Origin of the sequence: Lactobacillus sp. M0390, assembly GCF_016102085.1 — a bacterium.
Lineage (GTDB): Bacteria > Bacillota > Bacilli > Lactobacillales > Lactobacillaceae > Lactobacillus > Lactobacillus apis.
The window spans coordinates 1-17184 of record NZ_JACFPH010000007.1; the positions used below are offsets into that span (position 1 = coordinate 1).

The 17184-nt window shown below is 38.5% G+C and carries 19 protein-coding genes; all 19 read right to left on the reverse strand.

From position 1 onward, the window contains the following. Positions 1-839 precede the first annotated feature (839 nt). Genes H3R25_RS08550 through H3R25_RS08640 form a run of 19 tightly spaced genes read right to left on the reverse strand, consistent with a single transcriptional unit; the run spans position 840 to position 17156 of the window. Positions 840-1895, reverse strand: a complete 1056-nt coding sequence (locus H3R25_RS08550; RefSeq protein ID WP_198195060.1) for a GH25 family lysozyme — start codon at positions 1893-1895, stop codon at positions 840-842. Continuing rightward, complete coding sequence (locus tag H3R25_RS08555) at positions 1888-2313, reverse strand: phage holin, LLH family (RefSeq protein WP_198195062.1); 426 nt, start codon at positions 2311-2313, stop codon at positions 1888-1890. The genes H3R25_RS08550 and H3R25_RS08555 overlap by 8 nt, the downstream gene beginning before the upstream one ends. A gap of 40 nt (positions 2314-2353) precedes the next feature. Further along, positions 2354-2584 (reverse strand): hypothetical protein, encoded by a 231-nt coding sequence (locus H3R25_RS08560; RefSeq protein ID WP_198195064.1) that lies wholly within the window; start codon positions 2582-2584, stop codon positions 2354-2356. A 17-nt stretch (positions 2585-2601) separates the two neighbouring features. Further along, a complete protein-coding gene (locus H3R25_RS08565) occupies positions 2602-2985 on the reverse strand; it encodes a hypothetical protein (protein ID WP_198195066.1) in 384 nt (127 codons plus the stop codon). Beyond that, positions 2963-3118 (reverse strand): XkdX family protein, encoded by a 156-nt coding sequence (locus H3R25_RS08570; RefSeq protein ID WP_198195068.1) that lies wholly within the window; start codon positions 3116-3118, stop codon positions 2963-2965. Before H3R25_RS08570 ends, H3R25_RS08565 begins: the two co-directional genes overlap by 23 nt. Then, the gene (locus tag H3R25_RS08575; RefSeq protein WP_198195069.1) at positions 3111-3560 is read right to left on the reverse strand and encodes a hypothetical protein; all 450 of its coding nucleotides are present in this window, start codon (positions 3558-3560) and stop codon (positions 3111-3113) included. Before H3R25_RS08575 ends, H3R25_RS08570 begins: the two co-directional genes overlap by 8 nt. A gap of 2 nt (positions 3561-3562) precedes the next feature. Next, positions 3563-4624 carry a hypothetical protein gene (locus H3R25_RS08580; protein WP_198195071.1) on the reverse strand — a complete coding sequence of 354 codons (1062 nt, stop codon included), beginning with the start codon at positions 4622-4624 and terminating at the stop codon, positions 3563-3565. Continuing rightward, the gene (locus tag H3R25_RS08585; RefSeq protein WP_198195073.1) at positions 4621-6471 is read right to left on the reverse strand and encodes a BppU family phage baseplate upper protein; all 1851 of its coding nucleotides are present in this window, start codon (positions 6469-6471) and stop codon (positions 4621-4623) included. Before H3R25_RS08585 ends, H3R25_RS08580 begins: the two co-directional genes overlap by 4 nt. Further along, entirely contained in the window at positions 6440-6625 is a 186-nt protein-coding gene (locus H3R25_RS08590; RefSeq protein ID WP_198195075.1) for a hypothetical protein, read from the reverse strand. Before H3R25_RS08590 ends, H3R25_RS08585 begins: the two co-directional genes overlap by 32 nt. A gap of 8 nt (positions 6626-6633) precedes the next feature. Then, complete coding sequence (locus H3R25_RS08595) at positions 6634-9642, reverse strand: phage tail spike protein (RefSeq protein WP_198195077.1); 3009 nt, start codon at positions 9640-9642, stop codon at positions 6634-6636. Next, positions 9642-10400: a phage tail domain-containing protein gene (locus H3R25_RS08600; RefSeq protein ID WP_198195079.1), complete on the reverse strand. Its 759-nt coding sequence runs from the start codon at positions 10398-10400 to the stop codon at positions 9642-9644. Before H3R25_RS08600 ends, H3R25_RS08595 begins: the two co-directional genes overlap by 1 nt. Further along, entirely contained in the window at positions 10390-14481 is a 4092-nt protein-coding gene (locus tag H3R25_RS08605) for an NlpC/P60 family protein (RefSeq protein WP_198195081.1), read from the reverse strand. Before H3R25_RS08605 ends, H3R25_RS08600 begins: the two co-directional genes overlap by 11 nt. Before the next feature lie 4 nt (positions 14482-14485). Continuing rightward, positions 14486-14671: a hypothetical protein gene (locus H3R25_RS08610; RefSeq protein ID WP_198195083.1), complete on the reverse strand. Its 186-nt coding sequence runs from the start codon at positions 14669-14671 to the stop codon at positions 14486-14488. Positions 14672-14703: 32 nt separating this feature from the next. Next, complete coding sequence (locus H3R25_RS08615; protein WP_198195085.1) at positions 14704-15084, reverse strand: phage tail tube assembly chaperone; 381 nt, start codon at positions 15082-15084, stop codon at positions 14704-14706. Then, positions 15084-15764 carry a phage tail protein gene (locus tag H3R25_RS08620; RefSeq protein ID WP_198195087.1) on the reverse strand — a complete coding sequence of 227 codons (681 nt, stop codon included), beginning with the start codon at positions 15762-15764 and terminating at the stop codon, positions 15084-15086. Before H3R25_RS08620 ends, H3R25_RS08615 begins: the two co-directional genes overlap by 1 nt. Then, positions 15761-16144 carry a DUF806 family protein gene (locus H3R25_RS08625; RefSeq protein ID WP_198195089.1) on the reverse strand — a complete coding sequence of 128 codons (384 nt, stop codon included), beginning with the start codon at positions 16142-16144 and terminating at the stop codon, positions 15761-15763. The genes H3R25_RS08620 and H3R25_RS08625 overlap by 4 nt, the downstream gene beginning before the upstream one ends. Then, on the reverse strand, positions 16131-16526 hold the full coding sequence (locus H3R25_RS08630; RefSeq protein ID WP_198195091.1) for an HK97-gp10 family putative phage morphogenesis protein: 396 nt from the start codon (positions 16524-16526) through the stop codon (positions 16131-16133). Before H3R25_RS08630 ends, H3R25_RS08625 begins: the two co-directional genes overlap by 14 nt. Continuing rightward, positions 16523-16864: a phage head closure protein gene (locus H3R25_RS08635; protein WP_198195095.1), complete on the reverse strand. Its 342-nt coding sequence runs from the start codon at positions 16862-16864 to the stop codon at positions 16523-16525. The genes H3R25_RS08630 and H3R25_RS08635 overlap by 4 nt, the downstream gene beginning before the upstream one ends. After that, a complete protein-coding gene (locus H3R25_RS08640) occupies positions 16854-17156 on the reverse strand; it encodes a head-tail connector protein (protein WP_198195097.1) in 303 nt (100 codons plus the stop codon). The genes H3R25_RS08635 and H3R25_RS08640 overlap by 11 nt, the downstream gene beginning before the upstream one ends. Positions 17157-17184 lie beyond the last annotated feature (28 nt).

The window sequence follows — 17184 nt, forward strand, 5'->3', positions numbered from 1 at the left end:
CTTGATTTTTGCTCAAAAAGCCTTTATTATTAGGCATAGAAAAAGCCATCAATCAATAGACCACATGGTTAATTAATTAATGACTTTTTAAATTAAATAAAAAAAGCAGCTCGATTGGCGTCGAGGAGCTCCACATAAACTCAAATTGTGACTTTATTATACAGCAAATTGCCATTGCTGTAAATGCTGTGATTTTAAAAAACTGTGAGGACAAACACAGGGCAATGACGACCATTATAGTCTTACTTTTTCGAAAGCCGACAGCCGGTTATGATGGAGTCAGTAAAAGGGACAGGTTACCGTGATTAGCCGCTTCAATAACTAGTCACGCACCCAGTATAATCAGCTACTCTGCATTACTGGGTGAGGTTTGAACTTACCGCCAATTGTAAAGATTTTGGTTAAAAAAAGTTCGGTGGTTTAATGGGACTGAAACGTCCGGGGCTATCAGCCATTAAGATTAAGGGCATTAATTTAATCAAGGTTGCTAGTCGGTCATTAAATTGACTAAGAAGTAGAGTGGCTGTACGATGGGGTGCGAAGGGGCAGAAGCCTTTTTTTATTTTTGAACTTCTTTTCTCTCTGCTAAAACAGGGAGAAGTTGTCTCAAAAATGCTCAGCAAACAAAAGCCTTGTCCTTTATTTTCAGAATAATTCAAATTTTAGTTTCTTTTTTTAGTTTTTTTGTTTATTAATTTTCAGCTTTAGCTTTAAGTGCTGAGAGCGCAATTCTACGGCTTTTAAATCTAACAAACGTTGATAATTATTGAACTTGTTTTATAAAATTGCATATAAAAAAAGCCACTTAGTAGAATTAACTGCTAAGTGGCTTTTTAAAATTATAGAATGATTTTGACTTTTTGACCATTAATCCAACGATCAATACCGCTACCAATTAATAGATAGCCTTTGCTTAATTTGTATGCTTTGTATCTATTGCCTTTTTTGAATTTGCGGCCAGTAATAGGTCCAGCTGCTTCAGCATGACCTTTAGCATTGCCAGTTACTTCAATCACGGAGTGGATATTTGGATTATCCAACAAGGGATTTAGTTTAGCCACACCAGTACGCGGATCAATGTACCCTTTACTTGTCTTAAAAAAGCCGTGTTCTTTCGCCAAAATAGTGATTGGCTCATTGTATTTAAGCATACTGACTTTTGTATCGTTATTAGGTGCAGCCCAAATTGTTGCACCTTTTTTCTTTGTCACCAGAAAACCACCATATGCCGTAACTGGTACCTTAACATGCCATTCCATTAATCTGTTTTCATCTCCTGTATTATTCTTTTGGTGCTTAGACCAATCAGACTTTGAGCCATAATATACATCCAAATCTAGTGGCCCGTTATAGCCAGTCAAGCGGCCGTTTGCTGAATATTGAAACATGGTCATTTTTTTAAAGTGACGAACAGAACCATATAGATTTCGTGGCTGAAAACCATAATGTGGTGCCATGTCATTATATTGTGCAACCCATAGTGCGTACTTTTTAGCAACTGGTGCCCAATTATAATAGTTCTCATCCGACAATCCCATGTAAATCATTGGTTTAATACCGGTTTGTTTGTATACATAATCCAACCAGTTGAGTGCCCATTGTACGCCACCATATGTTACTACTGTACTCTCGTAATCAAGCACAATAATAGAGTTATTGAGATATGGTTTTACTGTTCGCAGGAAAAAGTCGGCTTGAACCTTCCAGCTCCCAGGGCGTGCAAAATGGTAGACTCCTGTTAATTTACCAGTAGTTTTTGATTGAGCCATAAAAGTTGGTAGTGTTGAATCAGTAAAGTTACTGCTCTCTGTAGCTTTAGCAATTACACCATCTGCCTTAATGTTGGCGACATTTAGTCCACCATTATTATTGCTGACATCAATAACATTAAGCATTAGCATCAGCTCCAGTGTTATCTGCAGAGTCAATTACCTTATTCTCATCAAAATCTTCTACCGATTGTGCATCATCATTAGCTTGCACAGGTACGGATTGAGCCGGACTGCTGTTAATCTTAGCAACTTCCTTCTCAGCAAAGGCCTTGATAGCTGATTCGATATCAGGCGTAATGTTGACACCTCTTTTGCGAAGAATGTTACATACACTAGTAACAACAATATCCATTTTGGCAGTGCCATTACCACCAGTTGTTTCTGCTTCATGGACAAAAGCGGCAGCCAAATCGGGGATTTGTGCAACCCATTGATTTTTGATAGTGTGTTTTAAACTGTAAAGTTTAATTGCACTGTAAGCAATAATTGCAATCGCAATTAAGCCATAATAACCTAAATTTAGAATTTCGCTAATTTTCATAGAATTATACCTTCTCACTGTAAACTAAAAAGGGCACTATCTAGTGTCCTTTTCTTTTTTTTAATTCTTCATACTTTTTTTCAAGTCTTAACCGCTTGTTGCGCTCATTATCACGTTCTTTAATTGCCGCCTGCAATTTATCATTGCTTTGCTTGGGCGGCTTGCTAGATTTGTGTAAAACAGCAAGGAGTGTGGCAATTGCGCCGATTAAAGTTGAAATTGCACTAACTAGGTACGTAATTGCCCTAATAGTGTTGTCAACGTCCTGCATGCAACTAACCACCTCACTTAATTTTTATACGCCGAGCGTACGATAAGAGCAAAAATCATAAAGTCACCGATAACAGTGTGTGCCATTCGCATTTGATTTGCTAAAAAAGCATGCAACAATTGTGTGCACGCTAGCATAAAAATTACAGCACCGCATGATATCAGCAATGTATCTTGCCACGCTTTACTTCTATTGTCGGTAATGGCCAATACAAAGAGTCCGATGCCTAAAATAATAATAAATAGGTCTAAACGTTGATCGTTCATTTCTTTGGTCAATTCAGGCGGCCAGAAGAAATAGTTACGGTCTATAAACAAAGAGACGCCTATCGCAATGATAGCCGTCCCTGCTAGTAACTGGTCAAAATTGTTATTAGCATTATGCATTAGTTTGTGTAGCATAATCTTCACCTGTAATATCGTTATAATCTTTTGCAGTTAATGAGCCGCATTTAACAAATGATTTAATGATTTCTTTGTTGTACAATCCAGCAGTATAAAACTGTGTGGCCAAGTTTTTGAAAAGATTAAGCATTATTTGCACCCCCAGCATTTTGGGCAACCATAGGTGCAATTAATTGCAGCATCTGTGCTAACTGTTGTGACTGCGACTGCTGGCTCTTACTAATGCTTCCCAATGATTGCTGCAGAGCGTCATTATTTTGAATCACATCTTTAGTTTTTTCTTTAAGATTATCAACTGCATCGGCTATTGCACCAATTTTTTGGGCCTGTGTCTCTGTACCTAGGTCGAACCAGCTATAATTAATAAAATCAAATTTTGGATTTTTAAAATCTGGATTAGGTGGGGTTAGTGTAAAAGGCTGCCTAATTTCTGCATTTTTCGGTGCAAACCAGACTTCACAGGGCACCTCATCAGTAGATTTATAGACTTGAATATACATTTTTTCTGTAGCACTAGATGTCTGTGTAGTAGCACCATTGCTATCTTGCCAGTTTGCTGTTTCTTCTGCCATTTTTAGCTTCCTTTCTTAACAAAATTAATTAATTTTTCAATGTAAAGACCATCGCCAATTTGATAGATGTTACCGTTAATATCCGCCGTTATACTTGCACTATTAGTTGGATGATACATATCGGTTGACCATTGTAATTGACCATCAGCACTGTATTTTTTAATCATATATCCTGTTGTGTAATCGTAATAAATAATATAAATATTGCATTGATAATCGACACATGCATCAATAATATAACTGTTTGTTGACAATTTAATTGTCGGCCAACATAACTGTTTTTTGGATAAAGAGTATTTTCCAAAAAAATTATTAGACGCATCATTTAGTTTTGCAAAATACAAGTTATCAAATTGATCAAAAAAGATTTTATTAACAATTAAATTTGTAACTAATGTCCCAGTTTTAGTGCTAGTGCCAATCCCACTTTTTGGTATTTTATATACACCAGAGCTAGTTGCAATGTATATACTATTGCCATTAGCAGCTATGCGATACGTTCCATTGTATGTTACCCCTGATTTTGAAGTATTTAAAACTCCTGAATGATCATAAGTATAAATTGATGGAGTAGCAATATTGCAAAATACATATATATAATCTTCATCATAAGTTACACATGACGGCACATATCTGCTTAAATCTGCAGATATATCAAATGATTTTACCTGAGTACCATTAGTGTCTAATCTTCTAACAATAGTCTTATTATTATACGAACTCACTGTATAAGTTGTCATACAATAAATGTAATCATTATTATCTATATATATATCATATTGACTGTTATCAGCGGTATCAATCTTTTTATTAAAAAGAACATTTCCATCAGGATCTAGTTTCATCAACCAACAAGCATTGCTGTAGTAGTAAGATATTACCAAATTGTTTTTTGAGTCAAATGCAGACGAGTAAGGTGACATACCAGTACCGCATTGCTTTTGCCAAACAATTTGTGGGGTGCAAGGTAAAGGCTGCCACCCATTAGCTTGATAAATTAATGCGTTGTTAAGATAAATCTGTTGCACAACTTTCTTACCAATAAAAACATTGGATAATGTCATTTCATCACCACCTCGTAGTCAGAAATTATAAAGTACATCGTCATAGGGTCATAGCTAGTTAATGCCTGATATTGTGCTAATGTACCGCTCCACGATTTCATTGAATTTTGGGCAATACTAGTGATTTGGCCTTGTATGTTTTGTAAATCTAAACTTGTTGCTAGACGTTGAAAATTGGGACGATAGTTACTAGTTCCATAGATGCACCTTGTGCTAATCGTAAAATCTGGATTATCACGGCCAGTATATATCATCAATGTCTGTGTAATATTCGCAGAATCATGTTGAAATACCACTAGATAGCCAGTATAAGTTTTCCCATCTAAATTACCTGGTACTTGAGCTAAGGCATTAGCATTGATAGATGATGTTAATGTTACATCCATCAAGTAGCAAATACCGGGGCTCGTAAACTTATCGACATCAAGTGTATCGTTTTTAACGTACTTAAAATCTGGATTTTCAAAATTTGGCAATTGGATAGCACCATCTTTATCCGGTTTTTTTCCATTAACAGCTTGAACATATTTCTGCAAATCTGGATTAGGGATAGAAATATTAACTATCCCTTTATCATCTGGTCCAACAGTTGTACCCCCATTAACACTAATTTGCTTCACTCTCCCATATATGTCTTTCAAATTAGTGAAGCTAACGGTGTAATAAGTAGTAGCACTATACTTATAACCTGCTCTGTACCAGCATTCAAAATTAAATTTTGTGCCCTGGAATAAAAACTGCTGAAAGTAATTGACATCATAACCTGGATTTTGTCCCTGTAGAACTGCCATGTAAGATTTACCATCTGCACGGTAGCCATCTGGTATATTGCCTTTAGCAAATCCAAACCCGTTTTGAGCAAAATAAACTCCCGGTTCAGTTAAGCTATCGGGATTAACGCTACTATCGACATTGGTTGGCTTGGACAATGTGTTGATTTTATCTAGGTCTGCTTTTTTTGCATATAAGTTAAAGTCAACATCGTTGATTTTAGAGATAGCCGTATTAGCAGCATCTATTGCTTTTTGCAAATTAGCCTGATTTTTCTCATCATCAGCTAGTTTCTTACTTAGTTGATCAATTTGTTTTTGAAAATCAGCAATTGTTGCAGTCTTCCAACTTGAGTAATCGGCCTGTAGGCTGTTAATCTTTTGGGCAAAGGCATCATTAGCTTGCTTAACTGCAGCATTTTGGGCTGCTTTAAAATCGGCTGTAGCCTGCTTGTTGACAGCATCAGCATTAGCATTAATTGTGGCTAATTCATTTTTCCAATCATTTGCGAGCTGATTATATTTAGCATCATAACTAGTTAATATTTCTGAATAGTTATCGACTTGTTTCTGGAATTTATCAATAAACTCAGTTAATTTGCTATTGTCATTGTTAATTTGGGCATTTAGGTCATTTTCTACCTTCTGCATAAATGCTTGCACGTGTGTTAGCATTGCCTCTGCACGTGACCAATAGTTTTCATTATCCACGGGCAGGTCAGCTTGCTTAACTACTTCAATATGAAAATTGGTGGTAGTGTCAATTAATTTGTTGGCAGTATCCGTAATTTCAAACCACGCCTCACCGCTAGCTTGATAAACGGCCGTGTTTAGTTTGTATTTAATTCGTCCAGCAGCTGCATCAACGATCTCTGCATCATCGGAAACCATCTTACCACCGTCTTTGTTCTCACCAAAGAGCACAGCACAGTCAGATAGATTATATGCCGCACCAGTAGCCGATATTAAATCAGCTGTTAATACTAGACCACTTTCAGACTGTCGGATAGTTATTCTGTCCGCGTCAACTGATGTATTATTTTTATCAGTCTGTAACGTTAGATTCGGTATGCTCACTAGATTTCACCTTCTTATTTTTCTTTTTGAGCTGGTCATTCGCATCAATTAAAAGCTTCTTTAACTGGCTATTCTCAGTCTGCAATCTAGCAATAGTTATAGCTTGATTACCAATATTGCTGGCTAGAATGTTAATAATTTCATCGTTTTGCATCTAATCACCTAACTCCTATACTTAGCCGGCACCATATCTTTAACAATAGATCGTACCTCTGAATCAGTAGTGTAATATCTTCCTGCATATGAGCGTATATTGTTTTCAGTCACGATTGGACTATCACCAATTACACCGCTAGTTGGACCAATACTAGTAACATTGCTACCGTTGCTGACTTCAAACTGTCCTGAAGACATCATTGATATGTAATTATCCGATTTGACCCAAATCGCATGTCCACCATTTTGTGGGTACAGTTGACCAGGACTATCTGTTCCAACATATACTGCCATACTGCCATCTGGTGTCTTGCAATACAATGCGCCTTCTAGCTGGAATGCCTTAACATTGAGAGCCTCGATGGTGTCCGCTGTTAGATGTGAAGCAATGATATTGCCCCTACTATCTATAGCTGCATCGGCATACCCATACGAATTAACATATTCTAAACCATTACTATTGAAACGCATGTATGAGCCGTCACCGTTCATAGCCCGTATTTCTGTTGGATTTTTATATGTCTGAAGTCCAGTTGCGTCAACAAACTGTAAAACTGTAGACCCACCTGATTCTATCCAATCTTGTACATCGTCAAACTGATGATTAATTTCAACTAAGTCTTGGTCAAATTCATTAACTCGACCTTTTAAGCCATTAAAATCATCATTAATAATCCCTATTTGCTTTGCAATGTTCTTCTCAGCTGCCAATCTGTCTGCTCCTTCTTGCTTGAGAGCCTTATGGATTGATGTAACTAGGTCATTTTGAGCATCAAGTCTATTACTTGCACGGCCAAATTTAGAATTTGCGTTGTTATTGGCGGTCTGTAATAGCAGGTGCTCGTAATTAATTGGCAAACTGCCAATGGTTTTAGATACATATCTGTGACCTAGTGCATCCCATGTAGTGCTAACAACACGTGCAGATATCTGTATCCCTAGATTAGGATAGTCAACACCAACTGTATCGTAGAGATTAGCTTGTTCGATTTGGCCAACTTCATTTTCTGTTAGCGTACAAGAAGGGTCTGGCTGACCAATCCTATATTCTTGCATATAAGCATTGGCGAGACTTTGAAGCTGCTCAATATCGGCAGTAGTTGGCTGACCAGTATCGTTGTCATTGTCTGGGACCCAGTATTGGCTAAGGTCAACAGGCTTGATTTTTTTATACTCCGTACCGAGTTGGTTGTCAGCGAATATGATGCTGTCTGGTAATGTTACATATATTTCTTGCTCAGGTTGATTATCTGTATCATTATCATCATCTGAGCTACTATCAGCACCCCAATTAGGCTCCACATCATCGTCTGCTGAGTAATCTAAGCTTGAGCTGAGGACCCACCCAGTCTTGCCCTGCCAAGTAATCTGACTCCAACTATCACCACTCGAATCTGCCGTAGCATTAACGTGTACTTGCTGTTTGGCAGGTATGGTAGCAATGATAGTACCACCCGGCTTATCACGTAATGCAATTTTGCCGGTACTGCTGGCTTCATTTTTTACAATATCCGCAGGCTTTTTAGGTTTTGCGGTTTTTTTATGACTAAAATCGCAATCTGTAGCATTAACCCACTTGTTAGTTGCCAATTTATAAAAAGTTTTGCCCTGTGTGGTAGCTTCGCCAAGGATATTGTAATATCCTTCAGCAATTACATTTTGCCGAATAGTGCCAGGCGCACTATACCAAATTGCACCACTCTTGACATACGTTTTACCGCTTGCAGGAAGATAAACAATGCTTTCCTTTTTGCTAAAGCTTAAGTGTGGCCCGTAGACCCACTCATTAGCACCAACTTCATACCATTTATTGCCGTTTTCATCAATCGCAATATGGCGATAATTGATTTTGTTGCCTTTTTTAAAAGTAAAATCTAGTCGATAATGGTCTTTTCCCTGAAATGGCGATTTATAAACGTGTATAACATCAATAGCAACAGTAGCTGTACCACTTTCGCTATAGATTACTCCTTTTGAGTCTGCACCAGCTGTAGTATGGCCTTGGCCGTTACCAGCATTAACAATATAATCTCCACTTTTATCAAACGTGATAAAGTTACCGTCTACCCAAGTGCTATCGCTTAGCATGTACCAATCATCATCGTTCATTGTAGCTGGGTCACTACCACTGCTTACCTTCCTAATCAGCTGTAAATGTTGACCGTTCTGAACAGAACCAACCACATTGTGCCCAGGATATGGACTATCATAAGTGGTTAGATTTCCAGCACCTAGATATTGCACTGTACCCATGCCATCTAGTTCATCTCCTGCTTGTGTCATGTCGGTTGGCAATGGCTTTTTAGGAGTTGGTGTATATTTAGCATAAGGAAAAATGCCAGTATACAGTTGCGTAATATTGTCAGTGTTTTCTAACGAGCCCATATCACGACCATGCTTAATTACCTCGCCGGTAAAATTGCCAGGGTCCCTTAGTAGCTTAAAATTATAATTGTCAAAAACCCAATTTCCTTTGTACAGTGTCTGCATGGACTGGGTAGCCTCGTCACCTTCGGCATCATTGCCCATCAATATGGCACTCATATCTGAGTTTTGCTCAACCGTATAATTAATATTAGCTAAATCGGTAATATCTGTAATAAATTGCACGCCAGGTATGCTACCAAGAGGTGGCATTGCGTCTTGCAATGCCCTAAAGCATTCACTGGCCGACATATTAGGTAGGCTAATATCTTTGGTAATAACTAAATTAGTAAAATCAGAAGCAATACCGACTGCTTGAACAGTAATGCTGTCCAAAGTTTCATTTGCTTCAAGGATTCTAAACTTTTGCCGAATTAGATTAGGCGCTGCATCTGCTAATATTACTTCGCCTGGTTTAATTGCATTAGCAAAAGCTCCATCAGCACGATATTCCATCGACAGTGTCTGTATAGCGTTAGCTGATAGGACAATCTGTACTTTTGTCGCGTCACTTAATGCACCAATGCCATTGGTTGTCATGTTGTCAGCAGCGTTTTTAAAAAGTACAGGGTAACGTAAATATTTAACCATTATGCTAGCCTCCTAAATTTAGGTTTGTACTCAAATTTAGATATATTTCCAGTCAAACTAATCGTATTTTTACCTGGATTTAAAATAGGCGCGTCATTGTTTTCCCATTGTACGTCAGCGTTTAGATTAACTTTTTCATTGCTATCATTAATCGAATATGCTTGGCAATTATCGCCATCAACATATACATCTTTTTGCACATTGTTAAATTTGTAGGACGAACCATTAACAGTTAGTGTAATGTCCCCAGTACCAACAATATGCCAATCAGGTATAGCAGGCATTATCTGGGTATTAACTACTGCGTTGGGCACTTCTTGCCAATGTATGCTATTGGTGTCTAATAGTAACGGTTTGCAGTTAAATGCAATTTGGCCGGTTATTTCCTCTTCAACGACAGCCTCAGACAACGGTGTAAGACTAGGTGGTGTGCTGACAATCGCATCAAACACCCAATCAGGATTATCGCTAAATTTTAAGTAACTGTAATCAAAGCCAGTTAGCCAATCGACTATTTCATTTTGCAGCTGATATAAGCTCTTGTATTGTTTTGGCTTAAAGATGGTCACGCTAATTGTTAAATCAATGTTTTTGAAAGATCCATAGGATTGCAGCAGGTCACCATTACGGCCATTAATATGTGTAGCTGTAACATCTAGCTGTGGTGTTGGTATAGTAATTGGTGTCTGACAATAGATACCAAAATCTGCACTAGAGCGATTGTGATAAATTATCTGTCCCTTTTGACTAGAACGCATAACCTGCTTGACCTCCTTGCTGTCTCCTTACCTGATATTTTTCAAGTTGTCTTGCCAATGTTTTACCGTCAAGATTGACTTTAGTGTCAACTTTAATCGGATTTTGAATTTCAAGCTTTAATAGCTCAATAATCTTGTCAGCTTTATCCGAATTAGCAATAGTCCCCAGCAATGCAATTATTGTGTTAAGCATATTACTAATCTTTTCTGATTGAATTTCGGATTTGATGCCGTCATTGCCCTTAACAATCTTAGTCGTCTGGTCTAGCAGCTGGGTAGCCCTATTATGTTTGCTAGTATCCAACGGGATAATCATTTCTGGCATATTCTGCTCTGCTAGCTGATAAATGCCAGATGTGCTGACTATACCGCCATTAGCATACGCATGATTTTTTAGCCAAAACTGATATGCCTGTCTAGCACCACCATAGGCGCTGTTAACGTAACTCTTCATCCATCGCAGTTGCGTAATCGGATTAGTTCGCCAGTCACTACCTGCAGCGGCCATTTTGTTGCCTGGTAATGACTGAGGTAGACCGTATGCTCCTGAACTAGGATTAGTAGCTTTTGGATTCCAACCTGATTCATGATCCACGATATACGTAATGTAGCCAAAATCGCTTGGTTTAAAGCCAGCTTCTGCTAACCAGTTCTTATGTGAACCACTTGGTTGGCCACCACCATCTTGGACGCCGAACATTGAGCCCAGCTTGCTGATAAAACTAAAAAAGCCGTTCCCGACTTGATTTTTAATGTATTTTTGTAACCCAGTAGTTGCTTTTGCAGTATCAGTATCTTGCTTTAGACCTTGGACTCGACCAAATTTAGGCGCACCGTAGCCCACTACTGAGTCTAAGGTGTTCATATGTATCCCTTGACTTGGTGACTGTGCGCTGAAATATTTGTTGCCGCCTGCATACACGCCAACGTGCTCAGAACCACCTTTGCCCCAAAATACAAGGTCACCACTATGTGCTTGAGATTTGCTAATATGTTCAGTCTGCGAATATTGCGCACCGCTATAGTGTGGATAGTTTATGCCAAAGCCCTTTTTAAGCGCATATAGCACTAAGCCGGAACAATCAAATGTTGTTGGGCCAGAGGCACCCCAGACATATCTGTGACCTGAACCATACTTCTCGACAGCTTTTAGTAATGCGGAGCTAGTGCCATTAAGACTGCCACCTGCCATTTGCCAAAGGGCTGACCACCAGTCTTTAGCCGCATCTTGAGCATGATCAAATGCACCATGTGCTAGGTCTTGCATAGCGCCATTGACGTTTTTAGGATTAGTCCATTTAAAAAGTCCTTCTACGTACTTTATTGGATGAGAAACGATTTTAACAGCTAAGTCAAAATACTTTTTAAGATTATTTGCGGTTTTTGAAATCCAATTGCCAATGCCACTAACAGCACCGTTAATCGCATTACCAATCTGTCCGAAAATTGAATCAGTCCCTTTTGCATAGCGCTTATGTCCAAATGCTGATAGAAAGCTAGTAAACATAGCAGTTTCGTGCGCATTAATCACATGCATCCCAGGCGTTAGCAACATCTGTGTGTTGCGTCCCTGGACAATACCGGCATTACCAGCATCATCTACTAGCATTTCTCTATTGCCAGTAGATGGACTATCATTACCATCGTTTAATGTCGCAATTACTGGCTTAGTTATTGGGTGTGACAGTGATTTTAAAATCGAATCTGTACCACTAGCTAATTTTACGTGGCTAAGTAGCTTGATGGTCTGTTTACTGCCACCAAATGCATGAATAACACTATCAATAGCATTAATGCCGCCATTGACGATGTCTATTAGTCCGTTCATAGCATTTTTGCCTAGGTTTTTGATGGACTTCCAGGCTTTAGTGAAAATCGAACCTACACCATCCCACAGACTATTCCAGCCTTTTTTGAAATTCCTACTAAAAGACTTTAGCCCAGCATCAATGTCTTTTGCCCAATCTTTAAAAACCGATAATATGTCTTTCCACGATTTTTTAAAGAAGTCATGGACAGTATTCCAAAATTTATCCCAATTTTTCTTGAAAGACTTTTTAAAGTTGTTGAAGCCTTTAGTGATAGAGTTCCATGCAGATTTAATCGACTTAATTAAACGATTGAAAGTGGATTTAACACTTGTATATAACTTAGTGAATAATTTAGTGGCATTTTTAATGACACTGGGAAGGCCACTAAAAGCCTTTTTAATTTGGGCACCTAAGCCATTAATATAATTCCGAAATGGCTTACAGTTTTTATATAGTAAGACGAATCCGGCTGCTAGAGCAGCTACTGCTGCAACTGCTATGCCGATAGGATTAGCCGCCATTACTACATCTAAGAGCTTTTGTACAACTGTCCACTCACGTACCGCAGTGATTACTTTTTGAATCCCAGTCACAAATGTAATCATTGTTGTGGCCATTTTAGTAAACTTGGACACTGCAAAGTACGTTGCAAATGCTACACCCATTGCTTTGACAGCAGTTGTGTGCTTAGCGATAAAGTCGATAGCTGTTATTAGTCCTTTACCAACATTTTGCGATAAGGCACCAGCAATTGACTGGATATGCTGACCTGTAGCATTTAACTGGCCATTTTTGCCAATAATTTTGTCCAACCCTTTGCTTAAACCATCTAGAGCCGTATTAGCTAACGGTTTCATTACGGCTGCAGTAAAGTTGGTCCAGGTACCTTTAGTCTTAGCAATCTTGCCTTCAGTTGTTTCGCCAAACTTTGCCCACGCTTCACCAGAGCCCTTGGCCGCATCGAGCATGTACTTTTTCATTTGTACACCGCTAATTTTGCCGTTAGCTAATGCATCATTAAAGGCGTCCTTGGTCATGCCACTAGCTTTTTGGATAGCAGTTTTAAGACCGGGCATAGTTGCAAACGTTTTGTTAAAACTAGATAGATTAACTTTTGCAGCTGAGAAAATACGAGTTAACTTACCGCCAATCTGCACAATTTGATCTTCACTAGCACCACCTGCTTTACCAAAAGCATATAACTCATTAGTTAGAGCTTTAGTTTCTTTAATGCTCCCACTTGTAAGACCATATATACTAGTCTGCAGTTTCGTAACAGCCGCACCACTGGCATCACTGACACCACGAATTTCACCAATCTGACCAGTTAATTCCTTAACACCATCTTCAGAAACTCCAATGTGTTCCCAGTTTTCGCTGATTTCTTTTCCAGCTTTTGCTAGATTAAAACCTTGTTTGGCAGCATCAATTAAAGTTGAGCTTAGACTACCGACAATATTAGTTAGGCCAGTACCAATTGCTGAACCCTTAACAATATCAGAGATACTTGTTTTAGTTTCCTTGGCCGCATCTTCGGTACCATGTAACTGTGCTTTGATTCTGTCTAAAAAACCCATTGGTTTAGGCGTTGCTAGACTGGACGATAAATCATCCATCTGTTTTTTAGCATTTGCCAAGCTGGTGGCGGTTTTGTTAACACGTATTTCCTGTTCCCGATATGCATCGGAATTTTTACCGCTTGCTGCTGCAACTTTAGACAATTCTGTCTGCTGTATTTGTAATTGCTTAGTGTAATGTTCAACAGTATTACTATAGCTATCTAGTTTAGCTCGATTAGCTTCCGCTGTTTTACCCTCAGCTTCTAACCTAGTAATGTACGACTGCGACAACTGAGTAGCCTGTCTATAGCTTTTTTGTAAGTCAGCGAGACCAGTCGTGTAATAGGACATCCCAGACTTTGCTTTGTTGAGCTGCTCAGTTTGCTTATCAATTTGGACATTCGTTTTAGTAATTTGAGCTGTTAAATCATAGTATTGCTTAGTCCCTTTTTCTGTAGACGTGTCAATAGCTGCTTGCTGTTTTTTTAAATCGTCTAATTTGGCTTTTTGCAACTCTATTGATTTGTTCAACCCGTCAATCTTAATCTGCTGAGACTTTTGGCTTTCGCCGTTTCGTTTAGCCGCAGCAGCATTAGCTTGCCATTCAGCAGTATTAGCCTTAACCGCACTAGTGAGTGTTTTAAAACTTTTAACTGCAGCATCTACGTTCAATGAAACTTGCTCAGCCATATCGTGTTGCAACTCAGCCATGCAATTACCTCCTCTGTAATACCGCTGCTAATGGATCTATTAACTCTGGTCGCTCGTCTCTTGGTCGTGCTTGCAGAACTGCCATCAAATCATAATAGTTTTGTTGCAGAACGTCTGACGGCATAGCACCAGCTGCTAATAGTGTCTTTATCAAAAACAAGAGGTCCTCACGTGAATTTTTTAATTGCATTAGCTGCTTTTGCCGTTCTATCCGAAAATCAGCTATTTTTTTGGGTCTTTGTCAGCGGCCTCTTTGATAAGTTCTTGTTTTTTAGAGACCTTTTCAATCTGGTCTGGCGTAACACCCTGTAGCATCATAACGATGCGCCCCAGTACATCACCAACTTTTTCTGGCGAGCTATTTTTTCGAAATTTTGCCATTTCGGAATCGCTAAGTTTTAGCGTTGCCTGTATAAATTCAAGCATCTGCATAAAAGATTTTTTGACTTCCTTAATCGTTGAAATATCATTGCTGTCTGTCTGAATAGTTTCAACCGTTTCTGCTAAGTCTAATGCCTGCAGCATTAAATCCACTGATGGAAATATAGTTATTATCCTGTCAATACCGACTAATGGTTTTAGGTTAATTTTTATTTTTTTCATTATTTACTCCCATTATTTAATACACTACTGTTGTTAGAGTTAGCAGGTGTAGAACCATTGTTAACTGCTGAATATCCGCCAAAGACTTCTCTGTAAATTGCAGCTAGGTCAAAGCCAGTATCGGTACTTAGCCAATATTTGTAAACGGCCTGTGTATCTGGGTCTTTTGGATCAACAAATACATTTTTATCTCTCGGCGTTAAAATTGTAGCTGACAGTGTAGTATCAGCATCCGTCTCATTAGTGTTATCTGTAGAGTGATTGCTTGCCTCTTCTACAATTTCGCAGTTAGCAACACCTTCATAGATATCAATTGTATTATCTAGACTGCGACTATGTACTAACATGGCAACATGGGGTTTGGGCAAGTGTCTAATGTAACCTCCTTTGCCATCACTAACATAACCGATTAATTTAAAATGTACATGAGGGTCTAGGTCTAGAGCAGTTAATGCTACCTTAGGCTCAGGTTGGCCATAGCTTGTGCGCTTAATTTTGTCGTTGGCAAATTGCGGAGTACCTTCTGTTTCCAATCCAGTAAAGTTGACGGCTGTAAAACCTTCGCCTGGATTATCTGCTAAGTAGATACCTGTAGTACTTAGTCCATCTTCACCCTTAATCAACTTGCCTTCATCATCTAGAAGTGCAAATGTAACATCTTTAATACCATGTGAACTCATGAAATTTCCTCATTTCTGATTAAATATATAGTTTTTGTCACCTGAGTAGTATCAGGATCTGTTGTGTGAGGTGCGCTCTGTTGTATTAGCCACCCCTTATCTAATAGTTTTTGCATTAATTCAATTTCGGCGATTTGGATATTTTCAACATCTGGATTAATGGCCCAAAATATTTGTAATTCAACAACTATTTGCCAGCGTTTAAAATTGTCGTTAGCATGATTAGCAGGCTGATTAGCAGCCTCAGTCAAAAAAAGAATGGTGTCTTTAACATCATTCTTTTCCCCCTCTGTCATGTTTGTGCAGATAATATTATCTTGATTAATCCAACTAAGATGTAGACTTTTAATATCGATAGCCAGTAGGTCAACCGGCATCATCTCTTGTCACCTCTTTATATTTTTTGACCATTGCAGATATTACTTTAGGCTTGGCTTGTTCAAGTGCAACATCTAGCCAATGGTCTGCTTTAATAAATTTAGTCCCGTCATTGAGGAACCTAGCAATGTGACCTTTAGTATAAAAGCCAACCGTTGTAGTACCATTTTTAGCACCGGTAATATCGCTGTCCGCTATGTGGATATCGTCCGCCATGTGAACAGTTACTTTATTATCGGTGTAATGGTGTTGCTTAGCTGCTTTTTTGATTTCATCAGCCAGAACTTCTGCACCCGCATGTGTTATCTGGCTCTGCTTATCAACATCTGGAATTTTGGCTTTAGCTTCTTCCAGAAATTTTCTAGCCCAATCTTCGTATTTCAATTGGCGACCTTCTTAAGTGTTAGATAATCGTATGTAATTATTTGATTAGAATCATCTGGTGAAATATTGACAATGTTGTAAATCTTGTCATTATATTTAACCTTCATTTGTTCTGTAACATTAGGATTATGTCTAACAATGATAACTGGCTGATCTAATTGCTCTGGTGTTAGGCTAGACTGCTGTGCAATGCCACGCGTATATGGCATACACCATAGCGTCATAGCTAAAACTAGCTGACTAGAATTAGCACCAGTATGTGGATTGTGTACTGACTTAGTTATATAAAAATAAGCCTTTTTATTGAGGCTTGAAATAGAAACATTATTAAGTGCCATGCTTACCACCATATTTTATTTGCAAATGTGCAATTAAGAGTTTAACAGCTGGCGCTTTACCCGCTGATAGCGTCCTATCATAATACATCTGCGTAGCTAATGCCTTTATTGCTGAAATGTATAGCGGGTCTTCGGGTAAATTAACATTATCCATGTCATCAATTGCCTCATCTACTAAAGCCTTCGCTGTAGTAATTAGATTATCAATCGTAGTTTCTTCTTCTGGACTGTAATCAATATGGAGCTCATCCATTAATTTTGTAGCCTTAATTAATGACTTTTCTGAATCCATTAAATCACCTGCTTTCAGCCGCTGCCAA

Bases quoted from the DNA above. Each gene is read 5' to 3' on its own strand.
- H3R25_RS08595 (WP_198195077.1), bottom strand. From the start codon at position 9,642: ATGGTTAAATATTTACGTTACCCTGTACTTTTTAAAAACGCTGCTGAC.
- H3R25_RS08590 (WP_198195075.1), bottom strand. From the start codon at position 6,625: ATGCAAAACGATGAAATTATTAACATTCTAGCCAGCAATATTGGTAAT.
- H3R25_RS08555 (WP_198195062.1), bottom strand. From the start codon at position 2,313: ATGAAAATTAGCGAAATTCTAAATTTAGGTTATTATGGCTTAATTGCG.
- H3R25_RS08570 (WP_198195068.1), bottom strand. From the start codon at position 3,118: ATGCTTAATCTTTTCAAAAACTTGGCCACACAGTTTTATACTGCTGGA.
- H3R25_RS08620 (WP_198195087.1), bottom strand. From the start codon at position 15,764: ATGAGTTCACATGGTATTAAAGATGTTACATTTGCACTTCTAGATGAT.
- H3R25_RS08605 (WP_198195081.1), bottom strand. From the start codon at position 14,481: ATGGCTGAGTTGCAACACGATATGGCTGAGCAAGTTTCATTGAACGTA.
- H3R25_RS08600 (WP_198195079.1), bottom strand. From the start codon at position 10,400: ATGCGTTCTAGTCAAAAGGGACAGATAATTTATCACAATCGCTCTAGT.
- H3R25_RS08610 (WP_198195083.1), bottom strand. From the start codon at position 14,671: ATGCAATTAAAAAATTCACGTGAGGACCTCTTGTTTTTGATAAAGACA.
- H3R25_RS08565 (WP_198195066.1), bottom strand. From the start codon at position 2,985: ATGCTACACAAACTAATGCATAATGCTAATAACAATTTTGACCAGTTA.
- H3R25_RS08640 (WP_198195097.1), bottom strand. From the start codon at position 17,156: ATGGATTCAGAAAAGTCATTAATTAAGGCTACAAAATTAATGGATGAG.
- H3R25_RS08580 (WP_198195071.1), bottom strand. From the start codon at position 4,624: ATGACATTATCCAATGTTTTTATTGGTAAGAAAGTTGTGCAACAGATT.
- H3R25_RS08575 (WP_198195069.1), bottom strand. From the start codon at position 3,560: ATGGCAGAAGAAACAGCAAACTGGCAAGATAGCAATGGTGCTACTACA.
- H3R25_RS08550 (WP_198195060.1), bottom strand. From the start codon at position 1,895: ATGCTTAATGTTATTGATGTCAGCAATAATAATGGTGGACTAAATGTC.
- H3R25_RS08635 (WP_198195095.1), bottom strand. From the start codon at position 16,864: ATGGCACTTAATAATGTTTCTATTTCAAGCCTCAATAAAAAGGCTTAT.
- H3R25_RS08560 (WP_198195064.1), bottom strand. From the start codon at position 2,584: ATGCAGGACGTTGACAACACTATTAGGGCAATTACGTACCTAGTTAGT.
- H3R25_RS08615 (WP_198195085.1), bottom strand. From the start codon at position 15,084: ATGAAAAAAATAAAAATTAACCTAAAACCATTAGTCGGTATTGACAGG.
- H3R25_RS08625 (WP_198195089.1), bottom strand. From the start codon at position 16,144: ATGATGCCGGTTGACCTACTGGCTATCGATATTAAAAGTCTACATCTT.